This window comes from Pseudomonas sp. rhizo25, assembly GCF_031931935.1.
GTDB classification, from domain to species: domain Bacteria; phylum Pseudomonadota; class Gammaproteobacteria; order Pseudomonadales; family Pseudomonadaceae; genus Aquipseudomonas; species Aquipseudomonas synxantha.
In genome coordinates, this window is sequence record NZ_JAUJXA010000013.1 from 27,637 (window position 1) to 48,841 (window position 21,205).

Here is a 21,205-nt window from a genome sequence, read left to right on the forward strand (position 1 = left end):
CTGTGTAGGGTTCAGAGGGTGGGGCCATTCAACCATTCCTGATTCATGGTTTCTGTATCCCCCAAGTACTCCAGCAACCACGCCATGGCCGGCGAAAGCTTGCTCTGCGCCCAGGCGACACATGATGGGCTGGCCGGGAACGGTCGGCTTAATTGCAGCGCCACCAACTCGCCCTTTTCGACCCACGGCAACACCTGATGGGCCGGGGCCATGCCCACACACAGGCCATCGCGCAGGCAATCGAGCGCCGAAGCCCAATTGGGCACCACCAGGCGGCGCTGGTTATCCAGGGTCCAGGTGTCGCGCTTGGGCAGGTTGCGCGAGGTGTCGGTCATGCACAGTGAAGCGAAGGGGCGCAATTGGTCATCACTGAGCAAACCTTCTACCGCCGCCAACGGGTGCCGGGCACTGACCACGCACAGCCAGTTCAACAGGCCCATGTCACGGAAGCTAAAGTGGCTGGCCACCGGCACCGCGCTGGTGGCGCCGATCACGATGTCGGTGCGCTCATCGGCCAGTGCATCCCACACGCCGTTGTACACTTCGTATTCGAGCAGCAGTTCCACTTCGGGAAATTGCCGATAGAAGTCCAGCACCAGTTGGCGGCAACGCTGGGGTTTGACGATGGAGTCCACGGCCACCTTCAACTGGCCACTCCAGCCATTGGCCACCTGTTGGCACAAGCGCCGGGTGCCAAGCATTTTTTTCATCACGCCGCGGGCTTCGTCGATAAACAGGCGGCCGGCGGGCGTCAGCTCTACGTCGCGATGCCTGCGCACAAACAAGGGCACGGCCAGCCATTCCTCAAGCTGACGTACCGTGTAGCTGATGGCCGACGGCACGCGGTGCAGTTCCTGGGCGGCGGCGCTGAAGCTGCCGTGACGGGCCACGGCATCGACTACATCCAGGGAGTATTCAGACCACATGAGGGCTGCCTTCAAATTTATTGATAAGAGCGTCCAATTATTATCGCTTCACACACATATTGTCAGCTTCATAATGGGCGCCAGTCAGCAAATAGTTTGATGGCAGTATCTACAAGGCTTCGATGAAAAATTCTTTTGGTTTTACCTGGTATCTGGCGGGGCTGAGCATGCTCGGTTATCTCGCCATGGACATGTACTTGCCGGCGTTTGGCGCCATGGGCGAGCAGTTGCAGATTGGCGCCGGCGCGGTGGGCGCCAGCTTGAGTATTTTCCTTGCCGGCTTTGCGGTGGGGCAGTTGGTGTGGGGGCCGTTGTCGGACCGCCTTGGGCGCAAGCCGATCCTGCTCACGGGCCTGAGCCTGTTTGTGCTCGGGTGCCTGGGTATGTTCTGGGTCGAGACCGCGCCGCAACTGCTGGCCCTGCGCTTTATCCAGGCGATTGGCGTATGTGCTGCCGCCGTAAGCTGGCAGGCCTTGGTGATCGATCGCTACCCGGCCGACAAGGCCCACCGCGTATTCGCCAGCATCATGCCGTTGATGTCGCTGTCACCGGCCCTGGCGCCCCTGTTAGGCGCCTTGGTGTTGAATCACTTTGGCTGGCAGGCGATCTTCGGCGTGTTGCTGGTGGTGTCGCTGTTGCTGTTGTTGCCGACGCTGTTCCTGCGCAGCCTGCCCAAGCGTCTTGAGCATGAGGGTGCCCCTACGCGCCTCGGTTATGGGCAGTTGCTCACCTCTAAAGTGTTTACCGGCAATGTGATGATCTTCGCTGCCTGCTCAGCCAGCTTTTTCGCCTGGCTTACGGCCTCGCCGTTCATCCTGGGCGGCATGGGCTACAGCCCGAATGACATCGGCCTCAGCTATGTGTTGCCGACCCTGGCGTTTCTCGTTGGTGGCTATAGTTGCCGTAGCGCCCTGCAACACCTGTCGGGCAAAGCCCTGTTGCCGTGGCTGCTGGCTGCGTATTGCTTGAGCATGGTGGCGTTGTACCTGGTCGCCACCCTGAGCGTGCCGACCTTGACCACCTTGCTGATCCCGTTCTGCCTGATGGCGCTGTGCAACGGCGCCAGCTACCCGATTGTGGTAGCGAATGCGCTGATGCCGTTTGCAGAAAACTCCGGCAAGGCGGCGGCACTGCAAAACACCCTGCAACTGGGGCTGTGCTTCCTGGCCAGTTTGTTGGTGTCGTCGATGATCGAGCAACCGCTGATGATTACGGTGATTGTGATGTTGGCGACGGCGCCGTTGGCGGTGTTGGGGTATTGGCTGGCGCGGCCGAAGGCAGATCGCTCGGAACTGGCAACTGATCTGAAGTGACAATGCGGCCAAAAATGTGGGAGGGGGCTTGCTCCCGATAGCGGTGTATCAGCCAGCACATTTGCCACTGACATACCGCTATCGGGAGCAAGCCCCCTCCCACATTGGTCCTGAATTTATTCAGTTAGAACGTCACTTCCATGTTCAGGGTGGGTGTTGAGGTGCGGGTTCCCCGCCCCCCGTCCACACCGAATTTGTTATGCCAGTATTCATAGCCCACCCCCAGGTACAGGTTCGGCTTGACGCTTTTCCCCGGCCGTACCGCCACCATCAGAGCCGTACGCATCAGCGCTTCTGGCGCGGTATCGCGGCCATGGTAGTCCTCGCCTTTCTCCCCGACATAATTGATAAACCCCTGGAACTTCGCCGCATGGTTGCCGACCTCGAAAGGGCGCATCCAGGTCAGGTTGAGCATGTAGCTGTCGTCGAACGTATGGTTTGACTCTTGCGCGCCGGGGATGCCGGTGTGGTTCCTTTCCTTGTAGTACATCAGGCTCAGGTCCAGTACGCCGACGGTGTTGAACTTCAAGGTCGGGCCGATCACCAGGGCGCGCTTTTTGGCTGAGGCGAAGTTGTTGTTGCGGTTGGCGTCAAAACCCAGAGTCAGCGCGTAATCCTTGACCAGGCCAGTGCCCAGCGGCAGATCGAACACCCGCGAGGCATACAGCTGGTGCCGGTACACGGCGTACACCTCGCTGCCGCCGTGGTCGGTGCCCTTGCGTGGGTCGCGGCTGTCGGACAGGAACACATCCAGGTTGAGGAAGTTACTGCCATAGCGGTAGCCGCTGGCGTGGGTAAAGCTGTAGATGCGCTTGCTGAAATCGTCGGGGTTATTCGGGTTGGTGAAGTGCTGGCCGTAGCGAAAACCTACGCTGTTGTTCATCCATTCCACCGCGACAGCCTCGCCACCGCCGAGGAGGGTCAATGCAACGGTGGCGCCCTGTAGTGCCTTTTTCATTATTGTTGGTCCTTTGGCGTTCTGGCTCATGACGGCCGGATTATTTTTGTAACGCCGCGGGAGGGTATCTTGTTCGATTGATTGTATACAACTCTATGGACATACAGTCTTAATATTGCATACAGTGAGCGCACAACAAAAACAGAGAACCTCTCACCATGACTATCCCGAAGGCGTCACCGCAGCGGCCCGAAGACGAGAACCTGGGCGTCGCCGCCAACATGGCTTACGGCCTGCAGCATGTGCTCACCATGTACGGCGGCATCGTCGCGGTGCCGTTGATCGTCGGCCAGGCAGCTGGGCTGTCGCCTGCGGATATCGGCCTGTTGATCGCGGCATCGCTGTTTGCCGGTGGCCTGGCCACCTTGTTGCAAACCCTTGGCCTGCCGTTCTTCGGCTGTCAGTTGCCGCTGGTGCAGGGCGTGTCGTTCGCGGGCGTGGCCACCATGGTGGCGATTGTCGGCAGTGACGGTGCGGGAGGGATCCCGGCGATTCTCGGCGCAGTCATGGCCGCTTCGTTGATCGGCCTGTTGATCACCCCGGTGTTCTCGCGAATTACCAAGTTTTTCCCGCCGCTGGTGACCGGCATTGTGATCACCACCATCGGCCTGACACTGATGCCCGTGGCGGCGCGTTGGGCCATGGGTGGCAATAGCCGTGCGGCGGATTTCGGCAGCATGTCGAATATCGGCCTGGCCGCATTGACCCTGGTGTTGGTGCTGTTGTTGAGCAAAATCGGCAGCGCAACCATCTCGCGCTTGTCGATCCTGCTGGCGATGGTGATTGGCACGGTGATCGCGGTGCTGCTCGGCATGGCTGACTTCTCCGGCGTGACCCAGGGGCCGATGTTCGGCTTCCCCACACCTTTCCATTTCGGCATGCCGACCTTTCATGTGGCAGCGATCATTTCCATGTGCATCGTGGTGATGGTGACTCTGGTGGAAACCTCGGCGGATATCCTGGCGGTGGGTGAGATCATCGACACCAAGGTGGATTCCAAGCGCCTGGGCAATGGCCTGCGTGCGGATATGTTGTCGAGTATGTTTGCACCGATCTTCGGTTCCTTCACCCAAAGCGCGTTCGCCCAGAACGTTGGCCTGGTGGCGGTGACTGGAGTGAAGAGCCGTTTTGTTGTGGCTACCGGCGGGGTATTCCTGGTGGTGCTCGGCCTGTTGCCGTTCATGGGCCGGGTGATCGCCGCAGTGCCGACCTCGGTGCTGGGCGGTGCAGGCATTGTGTTGTTTGGCACGGTGGCGGCCAGTGGTATTCGCACGCTGTCCAAGGTGGATTACCGCAACAACATGAACCTGATTATCGTGGCCACGTCCATTGGCTTCGGCATGATCCCAATTGCCGCGCCGAGCTTCTATGATCACTTTCCAAGCTGGTTCGCGACCATCTTCCATTCGGGCATCAGTTCGTCGGCGATCATGGCGATCCTGCTGAACCTGGCCTTTAACCACTTCACCGCCGGTAACTCGGACCAGCAGTCAGTGTTTGTGGCGGGGACTGAGCGCAGTTTGTGCTTCCGCGATGTGGCCGCGTTGCGTGACGGGGATTACTACAGGGGCGGGAAGTTGTTTGATGCAGAGGGCAAGGAGATTCCCCTGGTAGCGGATACCTCAAAGAAAACCGCAAAACCCGAAACCACAGAGGTCTAAAAATGTGGGAGGGGGCTTGCTCCCGACAGCAGTGTGTCAGCCACTGAAGATATTGACTGATACACGGTCATCGGGAGCAAGCCCCCTCCCACATTGGAATCTAGCCAGCCTTGCGGGCTTTGTGCGGCATTGAACACACCTCATCCAAGAACTTCACCACCGTCCCCATGCACGCCTGGCGTTCTTCCACATGGGGCATGTGGCTGGAGTCTTCAAACAATGCCCAGCGCACGTCTGCGATTTCATCCAGGAACGGCTTGACCACCAACGGCGTGGCCTCGTCATGTCGGCCGGAAATCACCAGGGTCGGCACCTTGATTGCCGCGAGGCGACCGTTCACGTTCCAGTCCTTCAAGCTACCGATCACGTGGAATTCGGTCGGACCGCTCATGGCGTGGTACACCGTCGGGTCTGCATCGACCTGGGCGAAGGTGCGCGCCACTTCTTCCGGCCAAGGTTTGACGCGGCACACGTGCTGATCATAGAAAACCCGCGAGGCGGCCAGGTATTCAGGGTCTTGATAGGTGCCGGCCTGCTCGTGCTTGAGCAGGGTTTCGTGCACGCCCTCAGGCAACAACTTGCGCAGGCGGTTGGCTTCGCTGACCCAGGTGCGCATGCAGGTCGGTGAGTTGGCGGGAATAAACGCGCGCAGGCCCTTGGGCTGCAGGATCGCGTGTTCGCTGCCCAGCATGCCGCCCCAGGATTGGCCGAGGATCGCGTAATTATTGCTGATCTGCAGGTGGTCCAGCAGGTTGTTCAACTCGTCGAGGAACAGGCTGATGGTCCAGAACGATGGGTCTTTATCCGGCAAGTGCGTGGAGCGGCCATTGCCCAACTGATCGTAGTGAATCACCGCATGGCCGCTGGCGGCGACGTCCTTGAAGGCATCGACATAATCGTGGGTGCAGCCTGGGCCGCCATGGATGATCACCAATGGCGTACGGCCTGTGGTCAGGTCGCCCGTGACGCGATACCAGGTCTGATACGCGCCAAAGGGCGCATAGCCTTCGCGAACTTTTTCGATGAATTCCATTTCGTGCCCCGCTCTGAAAAAAGGATCAGGGCTACGATAGTCTGAACAAAAAGTTTAGGTAACTAGCAAAACAGCTAGGTTTTTCCGGTGGGTCAACCTTCCAGCAGACGGTAATGGGTGGCCCGCACCACCGCCTGTACGCGGTTCTTGGCTCCCAGTTTGTGCATGGCCGAGGCCAGGTGCAGGGTGACCACCGCCAGGGAACGACTCAATTGCGTGGCAATTTCGGCAGCGGTCAGGCCGTCGGCGGCCCATTTGAGGCATTCGCGTTCGCGCTTGGTCAGGTGGATATGCGGGTAGGCCCTTAGCTCCTTGCTGAACAGCGGGTAGGCCGCTTCCTGCAGGGCATGGGTAATCAGGCTGAAATCGGCCAACGTATGTTGTGCGTCCTTCAATACCGTGCGCGCCTTGCCGGTGCGCAACCCGGTCAGCGACGCGAAGCCGCCCCGGGGCAGGTGAATAGGGACGCTGACGCCACAGGTCAGCTCACGCTCGTGCAAGTAAGAGGATACGGGCGCGTGGCACGGGTCGATGATCTTCTGCAGGGCCGTCTCTGTCTTCGCCTCATAGGACCAGACAAACGGCGATACCGTACTCAACGCCAGGTGCTGCACCGGGTCGATCTGGTAGAACCCTTCGCTGCACCATAAGGCATGCCAGTCCGGCGGGGTGTTGCGCAGCTCCAGCACCGAAGGGGTGATCAGCGTGCCATTGAGGTCGATAGGTACCGGCGTGTAGTCATACACCAATGCATCGAAGCCCAGTTGTTGGGCCAGGATAAACGTATTGTCCATCTGTTCATCCAGGCTCCTGCCTGGCATGAGGCGATTATTGAAGGCGGTCAGCTTGGCCAGCATCCGTTCTGCTCCCGAATTCATTTGAATCTCGACTTGCGGCAAGTAGAATGCCACGCCCCGGCGAAGGACTGCCAGGCCAAACCTATAAGAAATACTAGGTTATGGACGCACGGCATCCTCGGTAGTGTTTACCTGATAAACGGCCGCTACCCGCCAGGCCGATACAACACAAGGAATGTATGCATGTGGCGTGAAATTGCCCCCGACCAGCAGTACAACGTGCAAGTCGACGGCCACAACCTCGTGGTCTACAGCTTCGGCGAAGGCGATGAGGTGCTGCTGTGTCTCAACGGCGGGCCGGGCCTGCCGTGTGACTATCTGCGCGACGCCCATGGCTGGCTCAAAGCGCATAACCTGCGAGTGGTTGCATTCGACCAGCTTGGCACGGGCGCATCAGCCAGACCGACCGATGCCGCCCTGTGGGAAATTCGCCGTTATGTCGAAGAAGTCGAGACCGTGCGCCAAGCCCTGGATCTGGGCCGCGTGCATCTGCTCGGGCACTCCTGGGGCGGCTGGCTGGGTATCGAATATGCCATCCATTACCCCGATGCCCTGAAAAGCCTGATCCTGGAAAACACCGTCGGCGACATCCCGCATTTGTCCCAGGAACTTGAACGCCTGCGCGGCGCCCTGGGCAGCGAAACCGTGGCCATGATGCAACGCCACGAAGCCATGGGCACCCTCGACCACCCGCAATACCAGGCTGCCATCACCTTGCTCAACTATCGTCACGTGTGCCGCCTCGACCAATGGCCGGAGCCGCTCAAGCGTTCCCTGGACGACTGGAACATGGGCCCCTACGAAACCATGCAAGGCCCCAACGAGTTCCTCTATATCGGCAACCTCAAGGACTGGAACCGCCTCGAGGAAATGGCCGGATTCAAGATGCCGATCCTGATTACCACCGGCCAGCACGACGAACTCACCCCCGCCTGCGCCATGCGCATGAAGCTGGCGGCCCGGCATGCCCAATTGCATGTATTCCCCAATAGCAGCCATATGCCATTTTACGAGGAGCCCCAGGCGTACTTCCCGGTGCTGCTGGACTTTCTCGCCCGCCACCGAGGTTGACGCATGAACCTGGCGCGTTACCGTTTTGTCCTGTCCCGGCCGCTGCAACTGCTGCCGGTGCTGTTTGGCATCAGCCTGATCACCTTTGTGCTGGTGCGCTCGATCCCCGGCGACCCGGCGCGGGCGCTGCTGGGTTCACGCAGCACGCCGGATGCCCTGCTGAAAATCCGCGCCCAGTTCGGCCTCGATCAGCCCTTGTGGCTGCAATATTTCTACTTCCTGAAAAACCTGCTCAAGGGCGATCTCGGTCAATCGCTGCTGTACAAGGTCGATGCGCTGAAACTGATCGTGACCCGTATCGAGCCGACGCTGGTGCTGGTGCTGGGCAGCGTGGTCCTGGCATTGCTGATCGCGGTGCCGTTGGCGACAGTGGCGGCACGCAACAAAGGCGGTTGGGCGGATAACCTGATCCGCGTTTTTACCACGGTCGGCCTGGGCATGCCGGCGTTCTGGCTGGGGTTGATGCTGATCCTGCTGCTCAGCGTGCAATGGGGTTTGTTTCCGGTGTCCGGCTACGGTCGCACCTGGCTGGACAAGGCGCACCATATGGTTTTGCCCTGCCTGACCATCGCCCTGGCGCTGGCGGCGGTGCTGGTGCGCAACCTGCGCGCAAGCATGCTGATGGAGTTGCAGGCCGATCCTGTTACCGCCGCCCGAGCGCGGGGCCTGTCGGAGGCCGCGGTGTTTCGTCGGCATGTGCTGCCCAACTCCCTGGTGCCGGCGGTCAACCTGCTGGCGGTCAACATTGGCTGGCTGATCAGCGGCACGGTGGTCATCGAAAGTCTGTTCGCTATCCCGGGCATCGGCCAGTTGCTGGTGCGCGGCATCTTCACCCGTGACTACATGGTGGTGCAGGGCGTGGCGATGGTGCTGGCGTGTGCCACGGTGCTGGTCAATTTCATTGCCGACGTGGTGACGGTGGCCCTCGACCCACGGGTGAAGATGCAATGAGCAGCCGCCCACTGATTGCCCCATGGCGCTTGCGCCTGCGCTTTGGCTTTCGCAACGGGCGAATGACCGCCGCGTGGGGCCTGTTGATACTGTTCGCGTGGTTGGGCCTGGCGTTGTTTGCGCCGTGGATCGCACCTTTTGATCCTATCGCGCAGAATACCGACATGAGTTTGCTGGCCCCCAGCCTTGCACATCCGTTTGGCACGGATAACTACGGCAGGGATATCCTTTCGAGGGTGATCTGGGGCGCACGCATCGATCTGCAACTGGCGGTTGTCGGGGTGATCTTCCCGTTCATCATCGGCACCTTCATCGGTGCGGTGTCCGGTTATGTCGGCGGGCGTTTCGACAGCTTCTGCATGCGTGTGATCGATGTGGTGCTGGCGTTTCCGTTCCTGGTGCTGATGCTGGCGATCATGGCCATCCTCGGGCCGGGCTTGAAGAGTTTCTATATCGCCATGGCGTTGGTGGGCTGGGTGTCGTATGCGCGGCTGATTCGCTCGCAGATCCTGGTGCTCAAGGAAAGCGAGTTTGCCCTGGCCGCCAAGAGCCTGGGCTTTGGTCATGGGCGCATTCTGTTCCGGCATTTGCTGCCCAACGCGCTGTTTGGCTCCATCGTATTTTCCATGTCCGACGCGGTGCTGGTGCTGCTCAACGGTGCCGCCGTGAGTTACCTGGGCCTGGGCGTGCAACCGCCTACCGCCGAGTGGGGGACGATGGTGGCCGAAGGGCAAGCCTTTATCACCACCGCCTGGTGGATCTGTACGTTCCCGGGCCTGGCTATCGTGACCCTGGCCATGGGTTTCAGCCTGTTGGCTGATGGCGTCGCCCAAGTGTTGGGGGATCGCTCATGAGCCTGCTGCAAGTACGCGACCTCAGCGTGATCGCCCATAACGCCGGGCGCGATGTCACCCTGGTGGATCGTGTGTCCTTCGACCTGGCCGAAGGTGAAATCCTCGGCTTGGTGGGCGAGAGCGGGTCCGGCAAGACCATGGCCTGTCGTGGCCTGATACGCCTGCTGCCCTCTGCGAATCTACGCGTGCAAGGTAGCGCTGTACACCTGGCCGGCCAGGATCTGTTGCAGCTCGACGATGCCGGCATGCGCGCCGTGCGAGGCGGGCAACTGGGCATGATCTTCCAGAACCCCGGCAGCCACCTGGACCCGCTGATGCGTATTGGCGAGCAGATCGCCGAGGGCGTCCGTCTGCATCAAGGGGCATCAAAAAAAGACGCACGCTTGCAGGCCATTGAGGTGCTGCGCCAGGTCGGGATCCCTGACCCGCAGGCGCGGGTCGACAACTACCCCCATGAGTTTTCCGGTGGCATGCGCCAGCGCGCGATGATTGCCGTGGCCCTGGGCTGCAACCCGAAAGTGCTGATCGCCGATGAGCCGACCACGGCCCTGGATGTGACGGTGCAGGCGCAAATCCTGCGCCTGTTGCTCGACCTGCGTGACCAGCGTGGCCTATCGATCATCATGATCACCCATGACCTTGGTGTAGTGGCGCAGACTTGCGACTCCATCGCGGTGATGTACGCCGGGCGCCTGTGCGAGCATGGCAGCAAATACGAGCTGCTGGCGCACCCGCAACATCCGTATACCGCTGGCCTGATCGATTGCCAGCCGGCCCATAGCAGCGGCCATGCCTTGTTGCGCACTATCCCCGGCCAGCCGCCGTTGCTGGATGCATTGCCCGATGGTTGCCGCTTCCACCCGCGCTGCCCCCAGGCCGGTAACTTATGTGCCGAGGTGTTGCCCCAGGGCGCACGCGTGGCCTGTCACTATCCGTTGGGAGGGCGACCATGAGCCTGTTGCAGATCAAGGACCTGGAGGTGCGCTTTGCCGCGTCCGGCACTGGCCTGTTCGGCCTCAACAAGCAGTGGGTGAGGGCGGTGAACGGGGTGTCGCTGAATTTGGCCGCCGGTGAAACCCTGGGTTTGGTGGGCGAATCCGGCAGCGGCAAGAGCACCCTGGGCCGGGCGATTCTGCACCTCAACCCGATCAGCGCCGGGCAGGTGCTGTTTGACGGTGTCGACATGGCCCATGGCAGCGCCATTGACATCGCTCGCCTGCGCCATGAAACCGCGATGATTTTCCAAGACCCCTACGCTGCGCTGAACCCACGCCAGAGCATCGGCGAGATCATTGCCGAGGTGTTGCGCGTGCAGCGCAAGGTGGCTGTGGCGCAGATCCCGGCGCGGGTCAATGAGCTACTGGCGCTGGTTGGCCTGCGCCCCGAGTTGGCCACGCGCAAACCAGGCTCACTCAGTGGCGGCCAGTGCCAGCGCGTCGGTATTGCCCGGGCGCTGGCGGTGGAGCCACGCCTGATCATTGCCGACGAATGTGTGGCGGCGCTGGATGTATCGATCCAGGGCCAGATCATCAACCTGCTGCTGGAGCTGCAACAGCGCATGAACCTGGCGATCCTGTTTATCGCCCATGACTTGGCCATCGTGCGGCGCCTGTGCGACCGCGTGGCGGTGATGTACCTGGGCAAGATCGTCGAGGAAGGGCCGGTGGAAGCGGTGTTTACCGCGCCGCGTCATCCGTACACGGCGGCGTTGATCGAGGCGATTCCCGAGATCGATCCGCATCGGCCGTTGCCCGCGCAGCCGTTGCCCGGCGAGCCGCCGAGCCCGCTGGATTTGCCTTCAGGCTGCGCCTTTCACCCACGTTGCCGGCATGCCCGAGCGATGTGTTCGGTGGTGTTGCCGCCGACCCATTTCCTGCACGAGCATCGGTACAGTTGCGTGCTTGAAGAACCTTTGCTTTGACCCTCTGCCATTCATTAACAAGGAGTTGTGATATGCAATCGCGCCACTTGAAATTGCTCGCCGCCGCAACGCTCACCGCTTGGTCGCTGACCGCTGGCCTGGCCCAGGCCGCCGGCGTCCTCACCATCGGCTGCCGTGAAGACAGCACCACCTTTGACCCGATCAAAAGCGCGCAAAACCGCGACACCTGGGTGTTTGCCAACGTCTACGACACTCTGGTACGCGTGGATAACCTGGGCACCAAGATGGAACCGGGCCTGGCCGAAAGCTGGGAGATTTCCAAGGATGGCTTGACCTACACCTTCAAACTGCGTGAAGCGAAGTTCTCCGACGGATCAAAGATCACCGCCGCCGACGCGGCGTTCAGCCTGCTGCGCATCCGCGACAACAAGGCGTCGTTGTGGAGCGACCCGTTCAGCCTGATCAATACCGCCAAGGCCAGCGATCCGAAGACCCTGGTGGTGACCCTGAAAACCCCGGCGGTAGCCTTCCTCTCGCAACTGGCGTCGCCCACGGTGTCGATCCTGTCGGAAAAAGCCATGACCAAAATGGGCGAAGACGCCTACTCGGAAAACCCGGTGACCTCCGGTGCGTTTACCGTGGAAGAGTGGCGCAAGGGCGACCGGGTGATCCTGAAGAAGAACCCGAACTTCTGGCAGGCCAGCAACGTCAGCCTCGACGGTGTGGAGTGGGTGTCGGTAACCGATGACAACACGCGCATGCGCATGGTGCAGAACAACGAACTCGACACGGCGATCTTCGTGCCGTTTTCGCGGGTTGAAGAGCTGAAAAAAGACAAAAATGTGGTGATCCACTCCGACCCGTCCACCCGTGAAGATCACCTGTTGATCAACCACGAGCACGGCCTGCTGGCCAAGCCGCAAGTGCGCGAGGCCCTGGACATGGCCATCGACAAGCAATCGCTGGTGAAGACCGCCACATACGGTCAAGGCACTGTGGCCTATTCCTACATTCCAAAGGGCTCGCTGTATCACTACGCCAACAACCTGCAACGCCCGTATGACCCTGCTGCGGCCAAAAAGCTGCTGGAAGAGGCCGGCGCCCAGGACTTGAAGCTCAACTACGTGGTCAACGCCGGCAACGAGGCTGACGAGCAGATTGCGGTGATCATCAAGGACCAGTTGGCCAAGGTCGGCGTGACCGCCAACCTGCAAAAGGTCGACCCGACCCAAAGTTGGCAGATGCTGGTGGACGGTGAGTACGACATTTCGGTGATGTACTGGACCAACGACATCCTCGACCCGGACCAGAAGACCACCTTCGTTCTGGGCCACGACACCAACCAGAACTACATGACCCGCTACAAGAACGACAAGGTCAAAGCGTTGGTCGCGGCTGCACGGGTGGAGGCTGACCCGGCCAAGCGTGAGCAGATGTATGTGGAGTTGCAGAAGCTGGCGAAACAGGATGTGAACTGGATTGACCTGTACTACAGCCCGTATATCAACATCTCACGCAAGAATGTGAGCAACTTCCTGCAGAACCCGTTGGGCCGCTTCACCCTTGAGGAAGTAGTCAAAAACTAAAGAATGCTGGGTATCAATGTGGGAGGGGGGCAAGCCCCCTCCCACATTTTGATCTGGGTTGTGTCAGCTATTATTGAGCATCAAACGCCTGCCCATTGATGCCGGCACTGTCCGGCCCCATCAGGTACAGGTACACCGGCATGATTTCTTCCGGCGCCGGCCGCTCCATCGGGTTCTCCCCCGGATACGCCTGGGCCCGCATGCTGGTGCGGGTGCCGCCGGGGTTGATGCTGTTCGAGCGTACTGCCGCCACATCCTCAAGCTCATCGGCCAGTGTCTGCATCAGCCCTTCGGTGGCGAATTTCGACACCCCATACGCACCCCAATAGGCACGGCCCTTACGCCCGACGCTGCTGGAAGTGAACACCACCGATGCATCCTGGGACAGCTTGAGCAACGGCAGCAAGGTGGCGGTCAGCATGAACATCGCGTTGACGTTCACATGCATCACCCGCATGAAATTCTCGCCGGATAACTGCTCGATGGGCGTGCGCGGGCCAATGATCGACGCGTTGTGCAGCAGGCCGTCGAGGTGGCCGAACTCCTTCTCGATCATTGCCGCCAACTCATCGTACTGATGGGGCAGGGCGGTCTCCAGGTTGAACGGGATCACCACCGGTTGAGGGTGACCGGCGGCTTCGATCTCGTCATAGACTTGGGCCAGGTTGGCTTCGGTCTTGCCCAGCAACAGCACGGTAGCGCCATGGGCGGCATAGGTCTTGGCCGCTGCTGCGCCAATTCCCCGACCGGCACCGGTGACCAGGATGACTCGGCCGTTGAGCAGTTCTGGAGGTGCGGAGTAATCAAACATAAATAGCCTCGACAGAGTTTAGCGGGTGATCAACACTTGGCTGGAAAACACTGAAAATCCCCTGTGGGAGGGGGCTTGCTCCCGATTGCGGTGGTTCAGCAATAAATGTGTTGAATGACACACTGCAATCGGGAGCAAGCCCCCTCCCACATTGGATCTACATGGATCAGTAAGATCGGTAAGCCATCAGCAACTGCACAGCGCGTTATCCAGCACTTTACGCAGCTCCAGTGGGTGGTCCACCACCACATCCGCACCCCAGTGACGTGGGTTGTCATCCGGGTGGATATAGCCGTAGGTCACCGCCGCCGTGCGGGTGCCGGCGCCGCGGCCGGACTCGATATCGCGCAGGTCATCACCGACGAACAACACACTGGCCGGGTCCAGGCCGAGCCTTTCGCACGCCAGGATCATCGGCTCGGGGTCCGGCTTGCTGTTCTTCACGTGGTCCGGGCAGATCAGCACGGCCGAGCGCTCGGCCAGGCCCAGTCGCTGCATGATCGGTTCGGCAAAGCGCACGGGCTTGTTGGTGACTACGCCCCAGATCAGCTTGGCTTTCTCGATGTCTTCCAGCAGCTCAGTCATGCCGTCGAACAGTTTGCTGTGAACCGCACAGTCCTTGAGGTAGCGCTCGAGGAATTCCAGGCGCAGTGCTTCAAAGCCTGGTGATTCAGGGTCCATTGAGAAGGTCACGGCAACCATCGCCCGCGCACCGCCGGAGATCTCATCGCGGATGTGCTGCGGGTTGATCGGCTCCAGGCCCCGGTCGGCGCGCATGGCCTGGCAGATGGCGATAAAGTCCGGCGCGGTATCCAGCAGGGTACCGTCCATGTCGAAGAGAACCGCTCGCAACTTCACAGGCTTACTCCTCGCGCAGGGTCTGGATCATGTAGTTGACGTCAACGTCGCTGGCCAGCTTGTAGTGCTTGGTCAGCGGGTTGTAGGTCAGGCCGATGATGTCCTTGACCGTCAGTCCGGCCTGTCGGCTCCACGCGCCCAGCTCGGAGGGGCGGATGAATTTCTTGAAGTCATGGGTGCCGCGGGGCAGCAGCTTCATGATGTATTCGGCGCCGATGATCGCGAACAGGTAAGCCTTGGGGTTGCGGTTGATGGTGGAGAAGAAAACCTGGCCGCCGGGCTTGACCATGCGGAAACACGCACGGATCACCGAGGATGGGTCGGGTACGTGCTCCAGCATCTCCAGGCAGGTGACCACGTCGAAGTGCTCGGGCATTTCCTCGGCCAGGGCTTCGGCGGTGATCTGGCGGTATTCCACGCTCACGCCGGATTCCAGCTGGTGCAACTGGGCCACGGCCAGGGGCGCTTCGCCCATGTCGATGCCCATCACCGTGGCGCCGCGCTGGGCCATGGCTTCGCTGAGGATGCCGCCGCCGCAACCGACGTCCAGCACCTTCTTGCCGGCCAGGTTGACGCGTTCGTCAATCCAGTTGACCCGCAGCGGGTTGATGTCGTGCAGGGGTTTGAACTCGCTCTCGCGGTCCCACCAGCGGTGGGCCAGGGCTTCGAATTTGGCGATTTCGGCGTGGTCGACGTTGCTCATGGTCAATCCTCTAAATCTGATAAATCGGTGGGTCGGTGCTGAGCGCATGGGCTCAGTACCTTCGTTATTCGCTGTGCCCGCTGATGCGTTGGCCCCAGGCAATGGCCGTGGCGGTCAACTGTTGTTCATCCATGCGGGTCAATTGCCGATCGTCGAGCAATGGCTTGCCGGCGACCCAAAGGTGTTTCACGCAATCGCGTCCGGTGGCATATATAAGCTGTGAGACCGGATCGTAGATCGGTTGTTGCGCCAGCCCCGACAAATCAAAGGCGACCATATCTGCTGCCTTGCCCACTTCCAGCGAGCCAATCTGGCTTTCCAGGCCCATGGCCCGCGCACCGTTGAGGGTCGCCATACGCAGGGCGCGGTGCGCATCCAGGGCGGTGGCCGAACCGGCGACGGCCTTGGCCAACATCGCGGCGGTGCGGGTTTCGCCCAGCAGGTCCAGGTCATTGTTGCTGGCGGCGCCGTCGGTGCCGATGGCCACATTGACCCCTGCTTGCCACAAGCGCTCCACCGGGCAAAAGCCGCTGGCCAGCTTCAGGTTCGATTCCGGGCAATGGATAACACTGGTGTTGCTTTCTACCAGTAAAGCCAGGTCATCCTCGCTGATTTGGGTCATATGAACGGCCTGGAAGCGCGGCCCCAGCAAGCCGAGGCGACCCAGGCGCGCCAATGGCCGCTCGCCGGTCTGCTCCACGGCTTGCTGCACTTCGAAGGCGGTTTCATGCACATGCATATGGATCGTGGCGTCCAGCTCCTCGGCAACCACGCGGATTTTCTCCAAATTGGCATCGCTCACGGTGTAGGGCGCGTGAGGGCCAAAGGCGATCTTGATGCGCGGGTGATGCTTGAGGTCGCCGAACAGCTCGATAGCCTGGCGAAGCGCCTCGTCGGCGCTACTGGCGCCGGGAATCGGGAAATCGAGGATCGGCATCGCGATCTGTGCACGCATGCCGCTGTTGTGCACGCAGTCGCTGGCGACCTTGGGGTAGAAGTACATGTCGCAAAAGCAGGTGATGCCGCCCTTGAGCTGTTCGGCGATGGCCAGGTTGGTGCCGTCGCGCACGAAGGCTTCATCGACCCACTTGGCTTCAGCGGGCCAGATGTGTTTTTCCAGCCAGGTCATCAGCGGCAGGTCGTCGGCCAGGCCACGGAACAGGCTCATTGCTGCATGGCCGTGGGCGTTGACGAGGCCGGGGCTGAGCAGCATGCCGGGCAGCTCGCGCACTTCCCTGGCCGCAAGCTTCAACGCCGCCGCCCGCGGGCCGATAAAGGCAATGCATCCGTCGCGGATGCCCAGGCCATGCTCCTTGAGCACTACGCCGGCAGGTTCGACGGGTACCAGCCAGGTCGGCAGCAGCAGCAAGTCGAGCGGGGCGGCAGAGGTGGTCATCGCAGGCTTCTTCCCAGGCAGCTATAAAAGAAGGTCGAAGTATACCCGAGCGTCCTGGCTGGCGGATCGCTATAATCCGCGGCTTTTGTTCATGAGTGCGGGGTAAGGGATGCGCGACCGACTGTTGGCTGCAGAGAACGTGAAGGCCATCGATTGGCGTGATGGCGCGCTGTATCTGCTCGATCAACGTGTTTTGCCGTCCCAGGAAAGCTGGGTAGCCTGCCGTACCGTAGAGGCAGTGGCCGATGCCATCCGCTCCATGCTGGTACGGGGCGCGCCGGCCATTGGTATCTGCGCCGCGTATGGCCTTGTGCTGGCTGCCCGTGAGCGCATCGCTCAAGGCGGTGACTGGCAGGCTGCCTGGGAAGAAGACTACGCACTGTTAGCCCATACCCGACCTACTGCGTCGAACCTGTTCTGGGCCTTGCAGCGCATGCGCGACCGCCTGGACCGCCTCAAGAAGCACGCCGATCCGCTGGCGGTGCTGGAAGCCGAAGCCATTGCGATCCATGAAAGCGACCGGGAGGCCAATTTCGTTATGGCCCAGCTAGGCGTGGAGCGGATTCGCAAGCACCAGGGCAACGCCCAGGCGTTCCTGACGCATGGCAATACCGGCGCTTTGGCCACGGGCGGCGTCGGCACGGCCCTCGGCGTCATTCGCGCAGCGTTCCTTGAAGGGTTGGTGGAGCAGGTCTATGTCAACGAGACCCGGCCCTGGCTGCAAGGCTCGCGGCTGACTGCCTGGGAGCTGGCGGGCGACGGCATCCCGGTGACGGTGAATGCCGACTCGGCGGGGGCGCATATCCTCAAGACCAAGGGCGTGACCTGGGTGATTGTCGGCGCCGACTGCATTGCCGCCAATGGCGATGTGGTCAGCAAGATCGGCACTTATCAGCTGGCCGTCTGCGCCATGCACCACGGCGTGCGCTTCATGGTGGTGGCGCCGAGCTCGACCCTCGACCTGATGATGGCTACTGGCGATGACGTCGCGCTGGAGGCGCGTGATCCCGGCGAGTTGCTGGAGGTGATGGGGCAACGCTTGAAGGTAGATGCTATTAATCCGGTGTTTGATGTCACCCCGGCTGACCTGATTGACGTGATCGTGACTGAGAAGGGCGTGGTCGAGCGGCCGGATACGGCCAAATTGGCCAGGTTGATGTGCCGTAAGCGGCTGCATTGAGGGCTGTGGTGTCTGTGAAATGGCTATCGGGGGCAAGCCCCTCCCGCACTTCGATTGTGAGCACAGTCAAAAGGTGGGAGGGGGCTTGCCCCCGATTGGCCCTTAAAGTCAACAAAGCCTCCAGATCCAGCCTCAAAAAAAAGCACCACCCCACCTCTGAGCCCCTCTCGTCGCCCTCAAGCCTGTCATCCGTCAAATTACTAGTCTCCATGCGCATCAGGGGGATAGGTGCGTGGCGGCGATTGTGATAACATCCGGCGGTTTCCAGGGCCACCTCGAGGGGTTGCCCATAACGTGCAGATCCGTGTCATAACTCGTTGATTTGTCGTAAGTCGTTGTCAGGCACTGTGCCGGCAGCGGCGAGCTTCGTTCGTCCCATATGGATGCGACGAAGTTTCACCCGAAAAAGGAATCAGGCTTCTCATGGGCGAACTGGCCAAAGAAATCCTCCCGGTCAATATCGAAGACGAGCTGAAACAGTCCTACCTCGACTACGCGATGAGCGTAATTGTCGGTCGGGCACTGCCTGATGCGCGCGATGGCTTGAAGCCCGTGCACCGGCGTGTGCTGTTCGCGATGAGCGAGCTGGGTAACGACTGGAACAAGCCGTACAAGAAATCTGCCCGTGTTGTCGGTGACGTGATCGGTAAGTATCACCCTCACGGCGACACTGCGGTGTACGACACCATCGTTCGGATGGCCCAGCCGTTTTCCCTGCGCTACCTGCTGGTAGACGGCCAGGGCAACTTCGGTTCGGTGGACGGCGACAACGCCGCGGCCATGCGATACACCGAAGTGCGCATGACCAAGCTGGCGCACGAGCTGCTGGCCGACCTGCATAAAGAAACCGTGGACTGGGTGCCGAACTACGACGGCACCGAAATGATCCCGGCTGTCATGCCCACCCGCATCCCCAACCTGCTGGTCAACGGTTCCAGCGGTATTGCCGTGGGCATGGCCACCAACATCCCGCCGCACAACCTCGGTGAAGTCATCGACGGTTGCCTGGCCCTTATCGACAACCCGGAGCTGACCGTCGATGAGCTGATGCAATACATCCCGGGCCCGGACTTCCCGACCGCCGCGATCATCAACGGTCGCGCCGGCATCATCGAAGCCTACCGCACCGGTCGCGGGCGCATTTACATGCGCGCCCGCTCGATGATCGAAGACATCGACAAGGTCGGTGGCCGCCAACAGATCGTCATCACCGAACTCCCGTACCAGCTGAACAAGGCGCGCCTGATCGAGAAGATCGCCGAGCTGGTTAAAGAGAAGAAGCTCGAAGGCATCACCGAGCTGCGCGACGAGTCCGACAAGGACGGCATGCGCGTAGTGATCGAGCTGCGTCGTGGCGAAGTGCCTGAGGTGATCCTCAACAACCTCTACGCCCAGACCCAGCTGCAAAGCGTGTTTGGTATCAACGTGGTTGCACTGATCGACGGCCGCCCACGCATCCTGAACCTCAAGGACCTGCTGGAAGCCTTCGTACGTCACCGCCGCGAAGTGGTAACGCGCCGTACCGTGTTCGAACTGCGCAAGGCTCGCGAGCGCGGGCACATCCTGGAAGGCCAGGCCGTTGCGCTGTCGAACATCGATCCGGTCATCGCCTTGATCAAGGCTTCGCCAACCCCGTCGGAAGCCAAGGAAGCGCTGATCAGCACGCCTTGGGAATCCAGCGCCGTGGTGGCCATGGTTGAACGTGCCGGCGCCGACTCGTGCCGTCCAGAGACCCTGGACCCACAGTACGGCCTGCGCGAAGGCAAGTACTTCCTGTCGCCGGAACAGGCTCAGGCCATCCTGGAACTGCGTCTGCACCGCCTCACGGGCCTTGAGCACGAGAAGCTGCTGGCGGAGTACCAGGAGATCCTCAACCAGATCGGCGAGCTGATCCGCATCCTCAGCAGCGCCGTGCGCCTGATGGAAGTGATCCGCGAAGAGCTCGAAGTGATCCGCGCCGAATACGGCGACGTGCGCCGCACCGAAATTCTCGATGCACGCCTCGACCTGACCCTGGGTGACATGATCCCGGAAGAAGAGCGTGTGGTGACCATCTCCCACGGCGGCTATGCCAAGACCCAGCCGCTGGCTGCGTACCAGGCCCAGCGCCGTGGCGGTAAAGGCAAATCGGCTACCGGCGTCAAGGATGAGGACTACATCGCTCACCTGCTGGTCGCCAACAGCCACACCACGCTGCTGCTGTTCTCCAGCAAGGGCAAGGTGTACTGGCTGAAAACCTACGAAATCCCGGAAGCTTCCCGCGCCGCCCGTGGTCGCCCGCTGGTCAACCTGCTGCCGTTGGACAGTGATGAATACATCACTACCATGCTGCCGGTCGAGGAATACACCGAAGGTCACTTCATCTTCATGGCCACCGCCAAGGGCACCGTGAAGAAGACCCCGCTGGAATCCTTCAGCCGTCAACGCAGCGTGGGCCTGATCGCCCTGGAGCTGGACGAAGGCGACGTACTGATTTCCGCTGCCATTACCGATGGCGAGCGTGAAGTCATGCTGTTCTCCGACGGCGGCAAGGTCACCCGCTTCAAGGAATCCGACGTGCGTGCCATGGGCCGTACCGCCCGCGGTGTGCGTGGCATGCGCCTGCCAGAAGGGCAGAAGCTGATTTCGATGCTGATCCCGGAAGAAGGCAGCCAGATCCTTACCGCTTCCGAGCGTGGTTATGGCAAGCGCACCGCTATCAGCGAGTTCCCGGAGTACAAGCGTGGCGGCCAAGGTGTGATCGCCATGGTCAGCAACGACCGCAACGGCCGTCTGGTCGGCGCGGTGCAGGTGCTCGATGGCGAAGAGATCATGCTGATTTCCGACCAGGGCACCCTGGTGCGTACTCGTGTGGCTGAAGTCTCGAGCCTGGGCCGTAACACCCAGGGCGTGACGCTGATCAAGCTGGCCAAGGATGAAAAACTGGTCGGTCTTGAGCGTGTTCAGGAGCCTTCGGAAGTTGAAGATGAAGAGCTGGAAGGCGAGGAATTCGACGGCGAGGTAATCGCAGCCGGCGATGACAACGTCGATGAGCCAACCCTCGATGCTGCCGCAGACGAAGAAGAACCGCAGGAATAAGCGGACACACAGGGGGCGGATGAAGATTCGCCCCCTTGTTGTTTGTCCGGATGGAAATATCGACAGCGATGAAAATCCAACTGTGGG

Annotated in this window: 18 protein-coding genes; 10 read left to right on the plus strand and 8 right to left on the minus strand. The window is 60.9% G+C overall.

The window, feature by feature from the left end:
* Window positions 1–11 precede the first annotated feature (11 nt).
* On the minus strand, window positions 12–926 hold the full coding sequence (gene punR / locus QZR30_RS22665; RefSeq protein WP_274358173.1) for a DNA-binding transcriptional activator PunR: 915 nt from the start codon (window positions 924–926) through the stop codon (window positions 12–14).
* 122 nt (window positions 927–1,048) lie between these two features.
* Here punR and punC point away from each other — a divergent pair, with 122 nt between their 5' ends.
* The gene (gene punC, locus QZR30_RS22670; RefSeq protein ID WP_059397006.1) at window positions 1,049–2,239 is read left to right on the plus strand and encodes a purine nucleoside transporter PunC; all 1,191 of its coding nucleotides are present in this window, start codon (window positions 1,049–1,051) and stop codon (window positions 2,237–2,239) included.
* Between the two features lie 124 nt (window positions 2,240–2,363).
* On the opposite strand, the gene QZR30_RS22675 is transcribed toward punC, so the two are convergent.
* The gene (locus tag QZR30_RS22675) at window positions 2,364–3,197 is read right to left on the minus strand and encodes a nucleoside-binding protein (RefSeq protein ID WP_059397005.1); all 834 of its coding nucleotides are present in this window, start codon (window positions 3,195–3,197) and stop codon (window positions 2,364–2,366) included.
* A gap of 158 nt (window positions 3,198–3,355) precedes the next feature.
* Here QZR30_RS22675 and QZR30_RS22680 point away from each other — a divergent pair, with 158 nt between their 5' ends.
* Window positions 3,356–4,858, plus strand: a complete 1,503-nt coding sequence (locus QZR30_RS22680; protein WP_046071529.1) for a nucleobase:cation symporter-2 family protein — start codon at window positions 3,356–3,358, stop codon at window positions 4,856–4,858.
* A gap of 100 nt (window positions 4,859–4,958) precedes the next feature.
* Here QZR30_RS22680 and QZR30_RS22685 read toward each other — a convergent pair whose 3' ends face one another.
* Complete coding sequence (locus QZR30_RS22685; RefSeq protein ID WP_056846398.1) at window positions 4,959–5,891, minus strand: proline iminopeptidase-family hydrolase; 933 nt, start codon at window positions 5,889–5,891, stop codon at window positions 4,959–4,961.
* A 92-nt stretch (window positions 5,892–5,983) separates the two neighbouring features.
* Entirely contained in the window at window positions 5,984–6,748 is a 765-nt protein-coding gene (locus tag QZR30_RS22690; protein WP_046071531.1) for a LuxR family transcriptional regulator, read from the minus strand.
* Between the two features lie 183 nt (window positions 6,749–6,931).
* Here QZR30_RS22690 and QZR30_RS22695 point away from each other — a divergent pair, with 183 nt between their 5' ends.
* The 6 genes from QZR30_RS22695 to QZR30_RS22720 are packed head-to-tail and all read left to right on the plus strand — an operon-like array spanning window position 6,932 to window position 13,092.
* Entirely contained in the window at window positions 6,932–7,819 is an 888-nt protein-coding gene (locus QZR30_RS22695) for a proline iminopeptidase-family hydrolase (RefSeq protein ID WP_046071532.1), read from the plus strand.
* Between the two features lie 3 nt (window positions 7,820–7,822).
* Window positions 7,823–8,770: an ABC transporter permease gene (locus QZR30_RS22700; protein ID WP_056846399.1), complete on the plus strand. Its 948-nt coding sequence runs from the start codon at window positions 7,823–7,825 to the stop codon at window positions 8,768–8,770.
* Window positions 8,767–9,624 carry an ABC transporter permease gene (locus QZR30_RS22705; RefSeq protein ID WP_056846400.1) on the plus strand — a complete coding sequence of 286 codons (858 nt, stop codon included), beginning with the start codon at window positions 8,767–8,769 and terminating at the stop codon, window positions 9,622–9,624. Before QZR30_RS22700 ends, QZR30_RS22705 begins: the two co-directional genes overlap by 4 nt.
* On the plus strand, window positions 9,621–10,577 hold the full coding sequence (locus QZR30_RS22710; protein WP_311904248.1) for an ABC transporter ATP-binding protein: 957 nt from the start codon (window positions 9,621–9,623) through the stop codon (window positions 10,575–10,577). Before QZR30_RS22705 ends, QZR30_RS22710 begins: the two co-directional genes overlap by 4 nt.
* Complete coding sequence (locus QZR30_RS22715; RefSeq protein WP_046071536.1) at window positions 10,574–11,545, plus strand: ABC transporter ATP-binding protein; 972 nt, start codon at window positions 10,574–10,576, stop codon at window positions 11,543–11,545. Before QZR30_RS22710 ends, QZR30_RS22715 begins: the two co-directional genes overlap by 4 nt.
* 32 nt (window positions 11,546–11,577) lie before the next feature.
* Window positions 11,578–13,092 (plus strand): ABC transporter substrate-binding protein, encoded by a 1,515-nt coding sequence (locus tag QZR30_RS22720; RefSeq protein ID WP_046071537.1) that lies wholly within the window; start codon window positions 11,578–11,580, stop codon window positions 13,090–13,092.
* A 70-nt stretch (window positions 13,093–13,162) separates the two neighbouring features.
* Here QZR30_RS22720 and QZR30_RS22725 read toward each other — a convergent pair whose 3' ends face one another.
* The 4 genes from QZR30_RS22725 to QZR30_RS22740 form a co-directional block, all read right to left on the minus strand.
* Window positions 13,163–13,903, minus strand: coding sequence for a YciK family oxidoreductase (locus QZR30_RS22725; protein ID WP_046071538.1), 741 nt, complete (start codon window positions 13,901–13,903; stop codon window positions 13,163–13,165).
* Between the two features lie 186 nt (window positions 13,904–14,089).
* Window positions 14,090–14,761 carry an N-acetylmuramic acid 6-phosphate phosphatase MupP gene (gene mupP / locus QZR30_RS22730; protein ID WP_311904250.1) on the minus strand — a complete coding sequence of 224 codons (672 nt, stop codon included), beginning with the start codon at window positions 14,759–14,761 and terminating at the stop codon, window positions 14,090–14,092.
* Window positions 14,762–14,765: 4 nt separating this feature from the next.
* A complete protein-coding gene (gene ubiG / locus QZR30_RS22735; RefSeq protein ID WP_046071540.1) occupies window positions 14,766–15,464 on the minus strand; it encodes a bifunctional 2-polyprenyl-6-hydroxyphenol methylase/3-demethylubiquinol 3-O-methyltransferase UbiG in 699 nt (232 codons plus the stop codon).
* Window positions 15,465–15,528: 64 nt separating this feature from the next.
* Complete coding sequence (locus QZR30_RS22740) at window positions 15,529–16,860, minus strand: TRZ/ATZ family hydrolase (RefSeq protein ID WP_311904251.1); 1,332 nt, start codon at window positions 16,858–16,860, stop codon at window positions 15,529–15,531.
* Between the two features lie 109 nt (window positions 16,861–16,969).
* Here QZR30_RS22740 and mtnA point away from each other — a divergent pair, with 109 nt between their 5' ends.
* Entirely contained in the window at window positions 16,970–18,040 is a 1,071-nt protein-coding gene (gene mtnA, locus QZR30_RS22745) for an S-methyl-5-thioribose-1-phosphate isomerase (RefSeq protein WP_046071542.1), read from the plus strand.
* 423 nt (window positions 18,041–18,463) lie between these two features.
* Complete coding sequence (gyrA, locus tag QZR30_RS22750; protein WP_046071543.1) at window positions 18,464–21,118, plus strand: DNA gyrase subunit A; 2,655 nt, start codon at window positions 18,464–18,466, stop codon at window positions 21,116–21,118.
* Window positions 21,119–21,205 lie beyond the last annotated feature (87 nt).